Source organism: Campylobacter sp. VBCF_04 NA7 (assembly GCF_027737405.1).
Taxonomy (GTDB): Bacteria; Campylobacterota; Campylobacteria; order Campylobacterales; family Campylobacteraceae; genus Campylobacter_B.
The window spans coordinates 1-16,374 of record NZ_JAOVTT010000007.1; the positions used below are offsets into that span (position 1 = coordinate 1).

14 protein-coding genes and 1 pseudogene are annotated in these 16,374 nt (G+C 40.5%); 7 read left to right on the plus strand and 8 right to left on the minus strand.

Going from position 1 to position 16,374, the window contains the following annotated elements:
* Positions 1-2,660 (plus strand): annotated as a pseudogene (locus OFO00_RS06355) (hypothetical protein); the annotation flags it as partial.
* Between the two features lie 616 nt (positions 2,661-3,276).
* Here OFO00_RS06355 and ciaB read toward each other — a convergent pair.
* The gene (gene ciaB, locus OFO00_RS06360) at positions 3,277-5,097 is read right to left on the minus strand and encodes an invasion protein CiaB (RefSeq protein WP_270865350.1); all 1,821 of its coding nucleotides are present in this window, start codon (positions 5,095-5,097) and stop codon (positions 3,277-3,279) included.
* Between the two features lie 123 nt (positions 5,098-5,220).
* On the opposite strand from ciaB, the gene OFO00_RS06365 reads away from it, so the two are divergent.
* Positions 5,221-5,628, plus strand: a complete 408-nt coding sequence (locus OFO00_RS06365) for an acyl-CoA thioesterase (protein WP_270862798.1) — start codon at positions 5,221-5,223, stop codon at positions 5,626-5,628.
* A gap of 34 nt (positions 5,629-5,662) precedes the next feature.
* Here OFO00_RS06365 and OFO00_RS06370 read toward each other — a convergent pair whose 3' ends face one another.
* The 3 genes from OFO00_RS06370 to dut are packed head-to-tail and all read right to left on the minus strand — an operon-like array spanning position 5,663 to position 7,385.
* A complete protein-coding gene (locus OFO00_RS06370; protein WP_270859918.1) occupies positions 5,663-5,878 on the minus strand; it encodes a hypothetical protein in 216 nt (71 codons plus the stop codon).
* Between the two features lie 55 nt (positions 5,879-5,933).
* Complete coding sequence (locus OFO00_RS06375) at positions 5,934-6,683, minus strand: EI24 domain-containing protein (protein ID WP_270865351.1); 750 nt, start codon at positions 6,681-6,683, stop codon at positions 5,934-5,936.
* A 9-nt stretch (positions 6,684-6,692) separates the two neighbouring features.
* The gene (gene dut / locus OFO00_RS06380; protein ID WP_270859920.1) at positions 6,693-7,385 is read right to left on the minus strand and encodes a dUTPase; all 693 of its coding nucleotides are present in this window, start codon (positions 7,383-7,385) and stop codon (positions 6,693-6,695) included.
* Positions 7,386-7,482: 97 nt separating this feature from the next.
* Here dut and OFO00_RS06385 point away from each other — a divergent pair, with 97 nt between their 5' ends.
* The 4 genes from OFO00_RS06385 (at position 7,483) to fldA (ending at position 12,822) form a co-directional block, all read left to right on the plus strand.
* Entirely contained in the window at positions 7,483-7,896 is a 414-nt protein-coding gene (locus tag OFO00_RS06385) for a hypothetical protein (RefSeq protein ID WP_270862801.1), read from the plus strand.
* A gap of 138 nt (positions 7,897-8,034) precedes the next feature.
* Complete coding sequence (gene nifJ, locus OFO00_RS06390; RefSeq protein ID WP_270865352.1) at positions 8,035-11,586, plus strand: pyruvate:ferredoxin (flavodoxin) oxidoreductase; 3,552 nt, start codon at positions 8,035-8,037, stop codon at positions 11,584-11,586.
* Positions 11,587-11,755: 169 nt separating this feature from the next.
* Entirely contained in the window at positions 11,756-12,079 is a 324-nt protein-coding gene (locus OFO00_RS06395; protein ID WP_270865353.1) for a DUF2325 domain-containing protein, read from the plus strand.
* Positions 12,080-12,324: 245 nt separating this feature from the next.
* Positions 12,325-12,822: a flavodoxin FldA gene (gene fldA, locus OFO00_RS06400; RefSeq protein WP_270865354.1), complete on the plus strand. Its 498-nt coding sequence runs from the start codon at positions 12,325-12,327 to the stop codon at positions 12,820-12,822.
* A gap of 196 nt (positions 12,823-13,018) precedes the next feature.
* Here the strand turns inward: fldA and luxS are convergent, their stop codons facing one another.
* From luxS to mqnF, 4 genes are read right to left on the minus strand one after another with little or no spacing between them, the layout of a single operon-like run.
* Positions 13,019-13,522 (minus strand): S-ribosylhomocysteine lyase, encoded by a 504-nt coding sequence (gene luxS / locus OFO00_RS06405; protein ID WP_270862793.1) that lies wholly within the window; start codon positions 13,520-13,522, stop codon positions 13,019-13,021.
* 10 nt (positions 13,523-13,532) lie between these two features.
* Positions 13,533-13,688, minus strand: a complete 156-nt coding sequence (locus tag OFO00_RS06410) for a hypothetical protein (RefSeq protein WP_270859783.1) — start codon at positions 13,686-13,688, stop codon at positions 13,533-13,535.
* Between the two features lie 13 nt (positions 13,689-13,701).
* Positions 13,702-14,574 carry a signal peptide peptidase SppA gene (sppA, locus tag OFO00_RS06415; RefSeq protein ID WP_270865355.1) on the minus strand — a complete coding sequence of 291 codons (873 nt, stop codon included), beginning with the start codon at positions 14,572-14,574 and terminating at the stop codon, positions 13,702-13,704.
* Entirely contained in the window at positions 14,562-15,776 is a 1,215-nt protein-coding gene (mqnF, locus tag OFO00_RS06420; RefSeq protein ID WP_270865356.1) for an aminofutalosine deaminase family hydrolase, read from the minus strand. Before mqnF ends, sppA begins: the two co-directional genes overlap by 13 nt.
* A gap of 121 nt (positions 15,777-15,897) precedes the next feature.
* Between mqnF and aroQ the strand changes: the two genes are divergently transcribed.
* The gene (gene aroQ / locus OFO00_RS06425; protein WP_270859780.1) at positions 15,898-16,365 is read left to right on the plus strand and encodes a type II 3-dehydroquinate dehydratase; all 468 of its coding nucleotides are present in this window, start codon (positions 15,898-15,900) and stop codon (positions 16,363-16,365) included.
* The last annotated feature ends 9 nt before the right edge of the window (positions 16,366-16,374 follow it).

Consider the following 16,374-nt stretch of genomic DNA (forward strand, 5'->3'; position numbering starts at 1 on the left):
GTATGTTTGTAAGCGAAAATAAACAAGATCTTTATATAACAGGTGCAAAAGAATTCAAAGAAACTTGGGAAAACGATAAATTTGATACCGATGAATTTGCCAAATTTGACAAACCTGATAACAAAGATAACCATATCTTTATAGAAGCAAACGCTGGTGATTTAGGTGGAAAAACAATCTATGGCGGATATAGCGATAGCGAAGATGTAAATAACAACAATATCTATATCAATCAAGGTGCAAATTTAAGTAACGCTACAATCATAGGTGGATATTCTATATCAGGTAAAGTTTCAAACAACACTGTTGATTTAAACAATACTAGTGTAATAGCAGATATTACACTAGCTCAGACTGATAGCGGAAGCATAGATATAGCTACAACTAAATTAATTAATGCAGATAATCAAAAAATAACAGGCTCTTTAACAGTAGCTAAATCAGATTCTGCAAATTTAGAAAACGCTACCTATACAATGCCTGAGAACATAACAATAACAGGGGATTTCATCTTAGCTAATAGCAATAGCGGAAATATTTCAAACAATACACTAGATGTAACAAATGTAAAAGCTACAAATATCTATGTAGGAAAAAGCAGTAGCGGCGAAGTTTCAAATAATACTATCAACATAAAAGGCGATAAAGTAGATGGTAATATTTATGTAGGATATAGCCAATCAGGAGATACAAATAACAATATCGCAAACTTTGAAAAAGGTGAAGTTACAGGAACAATCTATGGCGGAAACAATGGCACAGGCAATACTCTAAATGTAAATTCTACTAAGCTAGAAGCTGGAAATGTAGCTAACTTTCAGGTTATGAATTTTACAGGCGATATTACTAAAACGACTTCTGCTGATAATGCAGCTTTAAAATTAACAGCTGATGATAATACTGATTTAAGCAAGGCTGAAATTCAAATCAATGACACCACATATAATCCAGAGAATAGTTATGGATTAAGTGCAAATCAAAAAGCGTATCTCATCGCTCACACTAGTAGTGCAGATAGTGCAGAAAATGTAAATTTCAACGATCTTAAAAACTACGCTTACGGCAAAGAGACTAAAACTATAAAAGACGGCTCAACCGCAATCAATGTCATCCAAACAAATAAAGAATACCGCATAATTGATAGCCAAACTTACACTAGAAATTTACAAGGTATGTTTGCCGATAGCGACAAAAACCATATCTATATCACGGCTGAAAACGAGATGGAAGAGGAGTTGAAAAACTCGCTTGGAGATGAGGAATTTACAAAATTCGGAGGTGATATCATAGATAACACAATCACAATCGATCCAAAAGACCCGAGCAAACCGCTTGATTTAAGCAATGTCACAATCGGTGGTAGCGACCCAAGCGGAAATACCCTAAACATAGGTAAAGATTCAAGCAATACTATCGAAATGGATAAAATCACAGTAAAAGATGTGCAAAATTTTGAAAAAATCAATTTCTACTTGCCTAAAAATCCGGGCGTCGGCACAACTGCTGTCAAACTAAGTGACGGTTCTAATACGGACTTATCAAATTCAAATGTAATGATATATGTCGATAATTTGGATGATTTGGAGAAACAAGGCGGTAGAGCGCATTTGTTTGACGGTAATAACGAATTGGCAAATAATAAGCCAAAAAGTGCAAACTATCAAATCGGTTCAATTTTAATGATAGATGTAACAAATTCCTTAGATTTATCTGTGGATAAAACGACACCGATTACGCCAACTGACCAAACCAAAATTTTCAACGAAGCAAGGATTGCTGGTATGGCGGCTGTTTGGGAGGGTTCGTATCTCATCTCAAACCACTTAGAGCGCATTATACCTGATGGATATACCGAGCTTTTCCCTTATGTTATCTTTGAGGGTTACGACAAACGCTACAACACAGGCTCTCATGTAGATAGTTTGGGCTTTAACGCAAACGCAGGTCTTGCAGGCAAAGCACCAAATAGCAAGGGCGAATTTACAATGGGTATTTTCATCGAATACGGCAATGTAGATTATGATGCCTACCTAGATGACGGCACTAAGGGTAGCGGGGACGCATACTACGCTGGTGTGGGCGCATTTGGCAAACAAGAAAACACCACTGGCTCATACTATGAGGGCTCATTTAGAGTAGGCCAGCTAACTACGAATTTCGACGGCACTCTAAATTTCAACGGCGTTAGCAAATACTATGATTGGGGTATAGACTCTACATACTATGCTGTGCATGTAGGTGGCGGCAAAATCGTCTCGCTAAGCGAAAGCAACGACCTAGATTTCTACGCTAGATATTTCTACACTCATATAGACGCAGCCGATATCAAAATAGATGGCGATGATACTCACTTCGACGCCCTACAATCACACAAGATTAGAGCCGGCTTGCAAGATAACTTCAAAATAGATGAGCATAATAAATTCTTCGTTGGTTTGGCTGGCGAATATGAGTTTAGCTCAGAAGCAGGAGGACGATTTATCGTGCCAAATGGTAGCACAGGCGAGATACTAAGCCCAGATCTAAAAGGCCTAACAGGAATTGGCGAAATCGGCTATCAATACAAAACCGAAACGCTTAAATTCGACGCTGGCGTAAAAGGATACGCTGGCAAACAAGAAGGTGTAAGCGCACAAATGGCGCTTAGCATTGCGTTTTAGTTAAATTTGGCAAAATTTAAAATTTTGCCAAATTTTTAAAATTTAACCCTATCCAGGGAGCAATCCCTGGTTTTTTTATGGTTTGAAATTTCAAAGAAATGCGAAGCATTTCCGAAAAATAAAATCAGCTAAATTTAGAAAAACTTCGTTTTTCTAAATTTAGCCACTTCTAAGGTTTTACAGGGGTGGGGGTTGGTAAGGGGGAGGGTAGCGTCTCCAAAACCAGCGTAGCGGTGCGAGGCGGAAGCCGAAGCAGGTTTCTTGCGAGCGCAACGCGCGAAGCAGAGCAAACAAGCGCGCCCTCCCCCTTACGAGAAAAGCAAAATTTTGCTTAAAATTTAAAAAATAATTCAATGCTAAATTTAAGTAGAATTTTGCTTTAAATTTTACTGGATTGCTTCGCTTTCTACGAAAGCTCGCAATGACAGCAAATTCGCATACTTTAAATTTTAAACTTGTAAATTGACTTCGCCTACGGCTCGTCCAAACCTGCCGTGCTACGCACGCCACCGCTACGCTTGTTTTGCTTCGTCGCTGTCGCTCCTCGCAATGACAAATTTGCAAATTTCAAATCTCGGGCGCAGTGTTTAAAAACTCAAAAAGGCTAAATTTGACCCTAATTTACCCATTTTTCACGCTCGCCACTTTCATCGATTTCGTTGCCGATTTTTTCATAAAGCGCGTAGTAATACTCCACAAACTCCCTACACACCGCGTCTTTTGGCAGATACACGCCGCTAGTATTTTCGACAAATCCGTCCAAAAAGTCGTAAGCGTCGAGCTTTTTGTAATAAGTGCTCGCTAAAATTTCGTAATTTTTCAAGCAAATTTCCTTAAATCTCTCATACCCCGCTTCGCTGAAATCGACCGCGAGCTTCGCGCCGTCAAATTTCAGCACGCCAGCGCGGAATAGTAGCGTCAGATGAATTAGCCCCTCGCAATAATACGGCCTCACATCATTTACCCTTTGCCACGCGATGAGCCCCACGCTACGGCGGATTAGCTCGTCAAGGACCGGTAGGCGCATTTCTGGTTTTTCGTTGAAAAAGAAGTTGATTAATCCGCCCGTGGTGGCCTTGTATTCTTCGACGAGCTTGAAAGCGCCTGATTTATTCATCAGCGACTCTGTGTCCTCGTCGATGAAAAATATATGGCCAAACTCGTGGCCGATTGTGGAGATTTCATAGACCATACGCCAAATTTTAGGCTGTTTGAATAAAATTTCGCGCCCAAAATTTAGATAATCTAAATCAAAAATTTGCGATGAAATTTTCATAAATGGCTTGGCTTTGGCACTTTCATAGACAAAATTTACAAATGCGAAAATTTTCTTTCCGCAGTTTGTGCTGACGAATTCGTCATTTGGCACGACTTGGGCTGAAAATAGCCCATTTAAATCCGCACCATAATAAATCATCGGCGTGGAGATATAAAGCTGAGTTTTATCAATATTTGAAAGCACGAGCGAGCGCATTACAGGGCTATTTGCGCCGATTTGTTTGTAAATTTTATCAAAACTAGCACTTATTTCGGCCTTAAATTTATCCGCGTCAAACCTAGTTGGTTGAGATAGTCTGATGTCCCATTCTAGCGCGACTGCGTGTGTGTAGTTATCCTCGTAGTATTCAAGCGGGTGGCCGATTTGTATCGGGGATTTGGTCTCCATCCACGCCATTTCAGCGTCCCGCCACGCGCCGATTACAAAGACATTGTTGCGCTCGGCAAAGGCTGTGCGAAGTTTGGCTAGGTAGTAGATATATGCCCGCTCCTCGGCGTTACTTGCTAATTCTTCGAGTTCTAAAATAGCTTTATTAAATGTGCCGATTAGCTCCTTGCTATCCTCTTCAAACGCCACAGCATAGGGCGCCATGACAAATTTGCCTTCGCTATCTTGGATAATCGCGCCATAGCAACGATCGCAAATTTCATCGTGTGGCGTGCGCTGTAAAAGCTCGTTTTCAAAAAGATACTCTTTGGCGTCCGCGATACTGGCGAAATTCATCTCTAAGCGTTTGTTGTTAGTGTCGATGATGAGTTTTTGCCAGCTTTTTTGCATTTGATTGATTACAAGTCCGATTTTATGCACGCTTTTGATAAGTTCTAAATAAAATGGATTTAAAATTTTTTCCTCTTCAATTTTTGCGATAAGCGCGGCGTGCATGTCAGAGTGTATTTGCCTGACATAATCATACATTTTTTCGCGTAGCAGGCTTTGTTTGTTCGCGTCATAGCCTAATCGGCGAAATTCTTGCATCATCGCTTCTTCTTTTAAATCCACAATACGCCTTAAAATCGTGATTTTCGCGCTTTGCGTGTCGCTAAATTCGCAAATTTGCAGACCTTGTTTTATGATTTCGCTATCTAAATTTGCATAAAGTGCGTTTAAATTTGCCTTCGTTTCGCTCACCAATTCATTTAATCGATCGAAATTATTCATAATTTTTCCCTTTAAAATTTTGGCTAATTTTAGCAAAATTTTTTTTAAGAGAGTTTTAGTAACTTTTTATTTAATCTGGCTTTGCTACAATGCCAAACTTAAATTTACAAATAAGGAGAAAATATGGAACACATGGGCGAAGCAGTTATAAAAATCATCGCTATGCCAACAGATACTAACCCAGCCGGAAATATCTTTGGCGGGTGGATTTTATCGCAGATTGATTTGGCTGGAACGGTCGCAGCAAGGGAGTTCGCGCCTGAGCGCGTGGTCACGATATCGATGAAAGAGGTGATTTTCAAACAGCCTGTTTTCGTGGGAGATTTAGTCACTTGCCACGCAACCGTGACCAAAATCGGCAACACTTCGATTACGGTTTTGGTAAATGTCACAGCCGAGAGGTATTGCAAAGAGTCGCGCTCTCGCATTTGCCAGCATGTAACAAGCGCAGAAGTAACCTATGTAGCCGTCGATAGCGAGGGCAACAAACTCGTAATCGATCCAGAGCTAAAAAAATTAAAGGGATTTTAGGCTAAATTTGGCAAATTTAAAATTTGCCAAATTTTTATTTTGTGTGTTTTTTAAACTCTTCGAAAAATTCAGATTCTAGCTCAGCATTGCTTTTTACAATCATACCAGAGCCGTGTATTACGCTTGGCATACAGGCGGTGCAAATATGCACGGTTTCGCCGTTTTTGTGGGCTTTGATGAATACAGCGTTTTCGTCATCGCTACTTTTGAGTGAGCAGATATTGCAGATATAGACATTGCCAGTTTTCATGAGAAATCCTTTGAAATAAACTAAACCGCTATTTTATAGAAATTTGGCATAAATTTCATTGATTTGCATTAATTTTTTTAAATTTTAGTTGCGATAAAAATATTATATGCGATAAGTATATGATAAAAAACAGCTGGAAAAACAGACCCACGAGCGGAATCAAACACGCTAAATAAAACAAAAATACGCTAAGCATAAATTTATACCCACCGCCCTTTTTATAGCACTTCTCAAAGCTTTTTTTATCTAGGGTGTTTGAAGCGACATCGATTAAAATGAGTTTATAATAAATATAAAAAAATGGTATATTTATCACAAAAAGATTTATTAAGGGAACTGTTAAAAGTAGCAAGCAAAGCAGTAAAATTCCAATAAATTTTAAAATTTCAATCGCCATTAGGGTTAGCACTCGCCCCAAATTTGGCTCATCGGCGCGCTCTAAATGGTAGTGTCTTAAATTTATCTCTTTTGTAACAATCGGCGTAAGAAATCCAGCGATAAAAAGCGCGCAAAACACGCTTAGCATTAGCACCAAAAATGTCCCAAAGGTGTAAAAAATCACGCTGATTATCCATTTTGTCGCGCCATAAGCTAGCAGTTTTGCAATCAGCGGAAATCGCTCCTCGTCCAAAAAGCTAAAATCACCGCTTTTTGCTCCCTCTTCGAGCAGGGCAAAAATCTCACTTCCGCCAAAATACATAAAATACCCAAGCACCAAAAGCGCGCAAAAAAACGGCAAAAGCGAAAGGGTGATGAATTTTTTCGTAAAAAAATCTTTGATTGAAAGGCGAAAAATTTTACCCATTAAATTTCTTTAAATTTCGCTGTTTTTATAGGCTTTTTCTAAATTTGCGTAAATTTCGCCCACTTCCAAAACGCCACTATTTAAAATTTCGACCAAAACGACATTATCCTCTTTGCCGTTCCAAATTTTGCGGTAGCTGCCCTCTTTGTAGCCGTTGTCTTGGCGGAATTTATTTAGCACATTTTTGCCGATATATTTGGCGAAAAGCACCTCCAAATTTACCCCGCACTTAATCGCCACTCTGAAATAATCCTGCAAAAGCGAACCCACGCTAAAATTAAATCCGCTCGTCTCATGGATCAAAAGCTCGATATCATTTACGATTTCATAAATCGAGTAATCCTCGATATTTGCGCGGTGCGCGCTAAATTCTCTAAACGCACTTACGCTGATTACTTCGCTAGCAATCTCATCAATGCTCTTTAAATTTTTGTTTTGTTCTAAAACATAACTCATCACAAAGTGCCAAATATCCACGATTTCAATGACGATATTATCTATATCAGGGGCTGCGGCGATGTTTTTCCAATGCTTCCACGCAAAGCTATCGATTAGCTCAGCACACTCCATATAAATGCAACGCTTCCAGTTGATTAGTTTGCCGTTTTTGGTGTATCCGTCCTCCCAGCCCACGCCGTTAGTTTCGTCGTTTAGGCGTTGTTGCATTAAAAACATCTCTTTTATTTTTTTATAATTTTCCATAACTTCTCCTAAATTTAGCGCGAAATTATAGCGCATAAAAGAAAATGTAGGTATAATTACTCAAATTTTTGAAATTTTAAATTTTACAGGGGGATTTATGGATAAATTTGACCTATTTTTAAGCAAAATGAAGCTTATGTCAATCGCCGTGCTAGTCGAAAATCTGCCGTATTGCTCGAACGCATTTTACGCTTACGATAAAGATAATAAGACCTTGATTTTTTCAGGGCATGAGGATTCTACGCATATCAAAGCGCTTTTTACCAATCGTTTCGTCTCTGGCACGATTGCTTTGGATACCAAAATCATTTCTAGGATTAAAGGAATTCAGTTTAAGGGCAAAATTCGTAGCGCAGATGAAAACGAAGCTAAAATTTACTTCAAAAGATTTGCCGTGGCCAAGGCAATGAACCCTGAGCTTTTTGCTATTAGGCTTGATTGGATGAAGCTAACCGATAATGTCGTAACCTTCGGTAAAAAGCGCGTTTGGGAGCGCAAAAAAGAGGAGTAAATTTTACTCCTTTTACTTAAATTCAGTTGAATTTGTATCCATAAAATTCTATTTTTATTTTAATTACTTACAACAAATTAAGCAACTTTTAGCTAAAATTTACAGGTTTTACACAATCCCGAACAGTAAGGAGAAATTATGGGAAAAGTTATGAAAACTATGGACGGAAACGAAGCCGCGGCTTATGTTTCTTACGCTTTTACCGAGGTTGCAGGAATTTACCCTATCACACCTAGCTCACCAATGGCTGATTATACAGATATGTGGGCTGCAAAAGGCATGAAAAACCTTTTTGGTATGCCAGTTAAAGTCGTAGAAATGCAAAGCGAGGCAGGTGCCGCTGGAACAGTGCATGGCTCACTACAAGCTGGTGCGCTTACTACAACTTACACAGCTTCACAAGGCTTACTACTTAAAATTCCAAATATGTATAAAATCGCTGGTCAAATGCTACCAGGCGTTATCCATGTAGCAGCCAGAGCCCTTGCAGCGCAAGCTCTTTCTATCTTTGGTGATCACCAAGATGTCTATGCATGTCGCCAAACAGGCTTTGCTATGCTAGCAAGCGACAGCGTGCAAGAAGTAATGGATTTAGGCGGTATCGCTCACCTAGCAGCGATTAAAGGTCGCGTTCCTTTCCTACACTTCTTTGACGGCTTCCGCACAAGTCACGAAATTCAAAAAGTCGAGGTTATGGATTATGCTGAATTTGACAAATTGCTCGATTATGACGCAGTTAAGGCTTTCCGTGATAATGCACTAAACCCAGAGCACCCAAAAACTCGCGGAACTGCGCAAAACGATGACATTTACTTCCAAACAAGAGAGCTAACAAACAAATTCTACGACGCTTTGCCAGATATCGTAGCTGATTATATGGAAAAAATTTCAAAAATCACAGGCAGAGAGTATAAGCCTTTCACTTACTATGGCGCAAAAGACGCTACAAGAGTCATAGTCGCAATGGGTTCAGTCAATCAAACTCTTGAAGAGGTAGTTGATTATCTAAATTCAAAAGGCGAAAAAGTTGGCGTTATCAAAGTTCATCTTTACAGACCATTTAGCGTAAAACACCTATTTGCTGTTTTACCAGAATCAGTAGAGAGAATTTGCGTTTTAGATAGAACAAAAGAGCCAGGAAGTATCGGCGAGCCACTATACCTAGATATCAAATCAGCATTTTATGGTAGCAAAAAAGCTCCACTAATCATCGGCGGACGCTATGGCCTAAGCTCAAAAGATGTCGATCCAGCTCAAATGATCGCTGTATTTGACAACCTAAAATCAGACCAACCAAAAAATGGCTTCACTGTGGGTATCGAAGACGATGTCACCTTCCTATCACTAAAAGTCGGCGAGAAAATTTCTCTTGGCGAAGCAGATGAAATCGAGTGTCTTTTCTACGGACTTGGCGCAGACGGCACAGTCGGTGCGAACAAAAACTCAATCAAAATCATCGGTGATAAAACAGATCTTTATGCGCAAGCATATTTCGCTTACGATAGCAAAAAATCAGGCGGTTACACACGCTCACACCTAAGATTTGGTAAAAAACCAATCCGCTCAACTTACCTAGTTTCAAATCCAAATTTCGTAGCCTGTTCAGTAGCAGCGTATCTTGAAATTTACGATGTAATCGACGGTATTAAAAACGGCGGAACTTTCCTTTTAAACTCAATCTGGGACGCAGAGGAAACTATCAAAAAAATACCAAACAAAGTAAAAAGAATCCTAGCGCAAAAAAATGTTAAATTCTACATTTTAAACGCTACTAAACTAGCCCACGAAATCGGACTAGGCAACCGCACAAATACCATTATGCAATCAGCATTTTTCAAACTAGCAAAAATTATTCCGTTTGAAGAAGCTCAAAAATATATGAAGGAATTTGCATACAAATCATACGCTAAAAAAGGCGACGCAATCGTGCAAATGAACTACGATGCGATTGATAAGGGCGCTGACGGCTTAGTCCAAGTCCCAGTCGATCCTGCATGGGCAAATTTGAAAGACGAAGTAAAATCTGATAGCGTAGGATACAAAGGCACAGAATTCGTCGAAAAAATCGTAAAACCTGTAAATGCAGCCAGAGGAAATGATTTGCCAGTATCAGCATTTATCGGACACGAAGACGGCTCATTTGAAGCAGGCACTACAAAATACGAAAAACGCGGTGTAGGCGTGCTTGTGCCGAAATGGATCGAGGCAAATTGTATCCAATGTAACCAATGCGCGTTCGTTTGCCCACACGCTGTAATCAGACCGTTCTTGCTAGATGAAAACGATGTAGCAAACGCTCCACAATACACAAAAGAGCACCTACTTGACGCAAAAGGCAAAGATTTTGCAGGTATGAAATATAAAATTCAAGTAAGCCCGCTAGATTGCACCGGTTGTGCATTGTGTGCTGAAAACTGCCCAAGCAAAGAGAAATCTTTGGTTATGGTTCCGCTTGGCGAAGAAATGGATAAAGGCGAGCAAACAAGCGCTGATTATTTATTTGAAAATGTTCGCTACAAAGATGATTTGGCACCGAAAAACAATGTCAAAAATGTCGGCTTTGCTAGACCATATTTCGAATTCCACGGCGCATGCCCAGGTTGCGGTGAGACTCCATATATCACACTTATCACAAGATTATTTGGCGATCACATGATCGTAGCAAATGCGACAGGATGTAGCTCGATTTATGGCGGTTCTGCTCCTTCGACTCCATACCGCAAAGACGCAAACGGACGCGGTGTTGCATGGGCAAACTCACTATTTGAGGACAACGCAGAATTCGGCCTTGGTATGAAGGTAGCAACAGAGACAATTCGCCATAAAATCGAAGATGTTATGCTAAATACAATGGACGAAGCTCCAAACGCGCTAAAAGCTCTATACAATGACTGGATCGAAAATCGCAACGACACTGTAAAATCTCGCGAAGTTACAGACAAACTAATCCCGATTTTAGAGCAAAACAAAGGCGTTAAGGGCGTTAGTGAAATTTTAGAGAGAAAATCTTACCTAAGCAAAAAATCACAATGGATTATCGGTGGCGACGGCTGGGGTTATGATATCGGATACGGCGGACTTGATCATGTTTTAGCTAGTGGCGAAAATGTAAATGTTTTGGTTCTAAACACTGAGGTTTATTCAAACACAGGTGGCCAAAGCTCAAAAGCTAGCCGCCGCGGTTCTATCGCTCAATTCACAGCTGGCGGAAAAGCAGTTCAAAAGAAAGATTTGGGACAAATCGCTATGACTTACGGAAATATTTTCGTAGCTCAAATCAACTCAAACGCTAGCCAAGCTGCTACAATCAAAGCGATTTTGGAAGCAGAGGCTTATGATGGTCCATCACTCATCATCTGCTACTGCCCTTGTATCGCTCATGGTATCAAAGGCGGTCTAAACCACTCTGGCGCACAAGCTGAGCTTGCGACAAAATGCGGTTACTGGCCAACTTATACCTTCGATCCACGCTTAGCAGACGCTGGTCAAAACCCACTAAAAATCAGCTCAAAAGAGCCTGATTGGGATCTATACGAGAGCTTTTTGATGAACGAAGTTCGCTACAACGCTCTAAGGAAAAACAACCCAGAGCACGCTGACGAGCTTTATGCTAAAAACAAACAAGACTCTCAAAAACGATACAGACAGCTAAAACGCTTAGCAAATTCTGATTATTCAGACGAGATTTAATCTCGCAGGTTGCGGTAAATTTACCGCAACCTTTTTTCTTTATCCCTTCAAATTTCCCCAAATTTAGCCTTTTTAAATTTATAAAAATTCTGAGATTTTTATATCCATTATCAGAAAGTTTTAAATTTTTTGTGTTATAATAACCAATATCAACACAAAAGGGGATAAAATGAGTGTTTTAGTAATAGGCGCGGATGAAATCACTCCGATAAAGGCTGTTTTGCACAATCTTGGCGCGACGCATATCGAGCATTGGGACGCACGCAACGAAAATCGCGTCAATCGCAAACCAATCCCGCAAAATACCGACTGTGTGGTAATGCTAACTAGTTTTTTAAACCACAACACGATGAAAAAAATAAAAAGCGAAGTCAAAAAACGCAATATCCCGCTTGTGTGCGCAAAACGAAGCGTGAGCTGTGTATTTTGCGAGTATTGCAAGATTTTCGGGCTGAAAAATACATTTTGTTGTGACAAAGACAAAAACGATTAATCTAAAATTTCGCCCAAATTTCTCGCTGAAATTTTGGGTGAAATTTAGCTTTTGCGAAACCCCGAATTTAGCCCTTTTAAAATTTGCTAAATTTAACCAAACCGCGATTTTATCGCACTTTTTGCGAAATCCAATTTTCGTATTTTTGCGCGATTTGTATGCGAATTAATCATCAAATTTAAGTATAAATTCATAGCAAAATTAGTAATATAAATCCTCGAAATTTAGCTTATAAAGGATTTTAAATGATAGGCATTATCTACGGTAGCTCGATGGGAAACACAGAAGCAGCCGCGAAACTCATAAGCGAAAATTTAGGCATAGTAAATGAAATCAAAAATGTAGCAGATATCACGCCAGCGGACCTCGCAAACTACACCGCGCTCATCGTAGGAAGCTCTACTTGGAACGATGGCGAACTCCAAGACGATTGGGCGAGCTTTGATTTTGATTCGCTTGCGATTAACATAGCCGGCAAAACAGTGGCGATTTTTGGCATGGGCGATAGTTCGAGCTATTCTGGCGCATACTGCAACGCAATGGCGGAGTTGTATGCCAGATTTAAAACCGCTGGCGCAAAAATCATAGGCGCAGTGCCGACCGAGGGTTATGAATTTAGCGCAAGCAAAGCCATAAAAGACGGCAAATTCGTAGGTCTTGCCCTCGATAACGACAACCAAAGCGCCCTCACAGAAGGTCGCATAAAAGCTTGGTTGGCCAAAATCACCCAAGATCTTCAATGATTTTAAGATACCCTAGGGTGTCTTTTAATTTTTCAAATATAAATTTTAAAATTTACAAATTTTAACACTTGTAATTCTGTTTGCAGATAAAGTCGAAGTGTTTTGTAAATAAAATCAGCTAAATTTTAAGCAAAGCCTTAAATTTAGCTGGGTTATTGCGCGAGCAAAGCGCGCTTTTGATGAGAGATTTGCAGATTTACTTCACCAAAGATAAATCAAGTTTGATTTCGTCGTTTTTGATGACGCAAATGCCCTTGTTTAGCACATTTTGTGCGATTTGCTTGGCGCCTTGCAAAGAGTGCATTTCGCAGGTGCCACATTGAAATTTATTCAGCTCTGGTATGTCGCTTTGGCATTTTACTGCTAGCACATCGCGCATGGAGCTTTTCCACGCATGAATTATCTCCTCTTCGCGCGGTTCGCCGATTAAACTCATATAAAATCCAGTCCTGCACCCCATTGGCGAAATGTCGATGATTTCGACATCAGCGCTGTTTAAATGCGCTCTCATAAAGCCCGCAAAAAGGTGTTCGAGCGTGTGTGTGGCGCGCTCGCTCATAATCTCTAAATTTGGCCTGCAAAATCGCAAATCAAAAACGCAAATCCTATCGCCACCCTTTGTGGTCATTTTTTTGGCGAGCCGCACGCCAGGGGCTTTCATCTTGGTATGATCTACTAAAAAACTATCAAGCAGCGGCATTTTTTCTCCTTTAAAGTCGTTTGATTTCTTTTTTTTCAAATAAAATTTCGCTAGGGCTTTTCTCGTCAGAGAAAAAGACATTATAAACAAACATCGAAAACACCGCGGTCGTAACGATAGCCATAAAAATCAAAACCGCGAAAATTATCTTGCGAATTATCAGCATGCGCAAAAAGCCCTTAAAACGCCATTAAACGCGCGCCCGCAAGATTATAAATCATCGCAGAGCCCTGTGTGGCGAGTTTATTTAGCATTTTTTCATACGGGCTTGGTTCTAGCCAGATTGGATTTGATACGCCACTTAGCTTTTCGCACGCTGTTTTGGCGCTTTGCAGTGAGCCGACCTCGTCGATTAGGCTTAGTTTTTTGGCCTGCGCGCTTAAAAATACCCTAGCGTTCGCCCAAATTTCGCGCTCGTCGAATTTAAGCTTTCTCGCACTTGCCACTTCGCGCGCAAATAGCTCGTAGCTTTGATTTACCAAATTTTGCAGACTTTCCCTCTCAGCCTCGCTCCACGGCCTCATCATGGTTCCAGCCTCTTTAAATTCCCCGGCCTTTACGACCTGCTCGCTAATGCCGATTTTTTCGGTTAAATTCGAAACATCAAGCCCTTGCATAATCACGCCGATTGAGCCGATAAACGAGCCCGGGTTTGCGTAAATTTTACTAGCCCACACGCCACTAAGATAGCTTCCGCTCGCCATTGCGCCCTTGGCGTATGCTACGACTGGCTTTTTGGCGTTTAGGGATTTTATCGCTTGTGAGATTTCTACGCTTGGGCTTAGAGCTCCGCCTGGGCTATCAATGATGAGCAAAACGCCCTTGATTGCGCCGTTGTTTTCGATTTCTTTGATTTTTTCTAAAATTTGGCTATCGTCCATAATCGCGCCGGTCAAATTTATCGTGGCTAAATTTGCATTTGGACTTTGCGCGCTCTTATCTCCGCTAAAAATCAAAAACACAATGAGCAAAAATATCATTGATTTAAAATATTTATTTATAAAGCCAAGCACCGCTAAAATGGGCGTAAAAAGGTTTTTTAGAAATTGCATTTTTTGCCTTTGATATATAGTGATTTTGCGTTTTTACTCTGTAAAATCAGCTGTAACGCTAGCTGGCTCTCATCGCACTCAAATCCCTCAAATACGGCGATATCTGCGATTTTGCCACTACTTAGTTCGCCTAAATTCAAATCCAGCGATTTTGCCGCGCGGTTTGTCGCACCTAGCAAAAGTTCGCGCGCAAGCTTGCTAAGCTCCAATCCATCATGCACAAAGAGATTTGCCCTAAGCTCGTCTAGGAAATTTAGGCTGATATTCGAGCTTAGCCCGTCTGTGCCGATAGAAAATAAATAGCCGTTTTTGATAACGCTAGTTAGCTTTAATCTATCCCTGCCTAAAAGGCGGTTTGAGACCGCGCAGTGCGTGATAGAGTGGAGTTTTTTATCAAAAAGTTTGAGATCTGCAAAGACGCAGTGCGTAAAGAGCGTGCGCACGCCCTTGAAATACTCGATATAGCTTTTTGGCGAATAAAATGGTTTTGGGTTTGGCAAAAATGCCCCAAGCCACTCTTTAAACGCGCCCTTGCCGTGTTTGAGCCAGTCGCGCTCGTGGTTGCTCTCCATGAAATGCGAACTCATCAAAAGCTCGTTATCGCGGGCAAAATCAGTGGCAAATTTCGTGATTTCTGGGTGCGTGGAGTATGGTGCATGCACGGAGACTGCCGGGATAAACAGATCGCTTACAAGCTCAGCGGACCTTGTGAAGCGTTCGCTAAATTTATCTATATTTGCGTCGATTGTGTTTTTATCTGCGCCTAAAATTTCGTTGAAAAACACGAAGCGCGCAGGTGATTTGGCGCAAATTTGAGTCTCTGTGCCAAAGCTAGAAATTTCGCCGATTGTAGCCACACCTGATTTCATCATGGTTAAAATTTCTTTTTCGATTATCGTTTCTAAGGCCTGTTTGGAGAGCTCTTCTCTGGCATTTACGATAGAGGCGACCCATTTTACGAAATCGCCGTAGATTAGGTGCGTGCGGTTCGCGCTAAATTCTAAATGCGTGTGAGTGTTGATAAACGCTGGCATAGCGATATCGCTTCCGCAATCGATAAATTCAGCCTCGGGGTATTTTTCCCTAGCTTCATTTGGTTTTAAAATTTCTTCTATTTTTTCGTCGAAAACTACGGCTTTATCGCGGTGAATTTTAAATTTCTCATCGCAGGTTAAAATCCACTTCGCCTTTAAAATTTTCATAATTAATCCTTGTGATTTGTGATGAAATATTTTACAATAAATTAGTAAAAATTTAAGATAGTCAAAAATAAGCAATATTTGGCTATAATGAACGATTAAATTTTTTTAAAAAGGACAAAAAATGAAAATTATGGTAATCCAAGGACCAAATATCAACCTTCTAGGACTACGCGAGCCAGGGATTTACGGCCGTATGAAAATGGAAGATATCCACAGACAAATGCAAGTCGTAGCAGAGCAAAGTGGCGTAGAAATCGAGTTTTTCCAAAGCAATTTCGAAGGCGAGCTAGTCGATAAAATCCAAGAGTGCTACGGCACATGCGATGGAATCATCATCAACCCAGCCGCCTACACTCACTCATCAATCGCTATGAGAGACGCGCTTATGGCTGTGGCGTTGCCTACGATCGAGGTGCATATCTCAAACATCAACCGCAGAGAGGAATTCCGCGAAAAATCAATGATAGCCCCTGTTACAGCTGGTCAAATCATCGGTTTTGGCCCTGTGGGATACCATTTAGCGATGATTGGTATGCTTCAAATTTTCGAGCAAATCAAGGCTGCAAAAGAGGCGAAAAAAGAGGCGTAATCAAAGCAG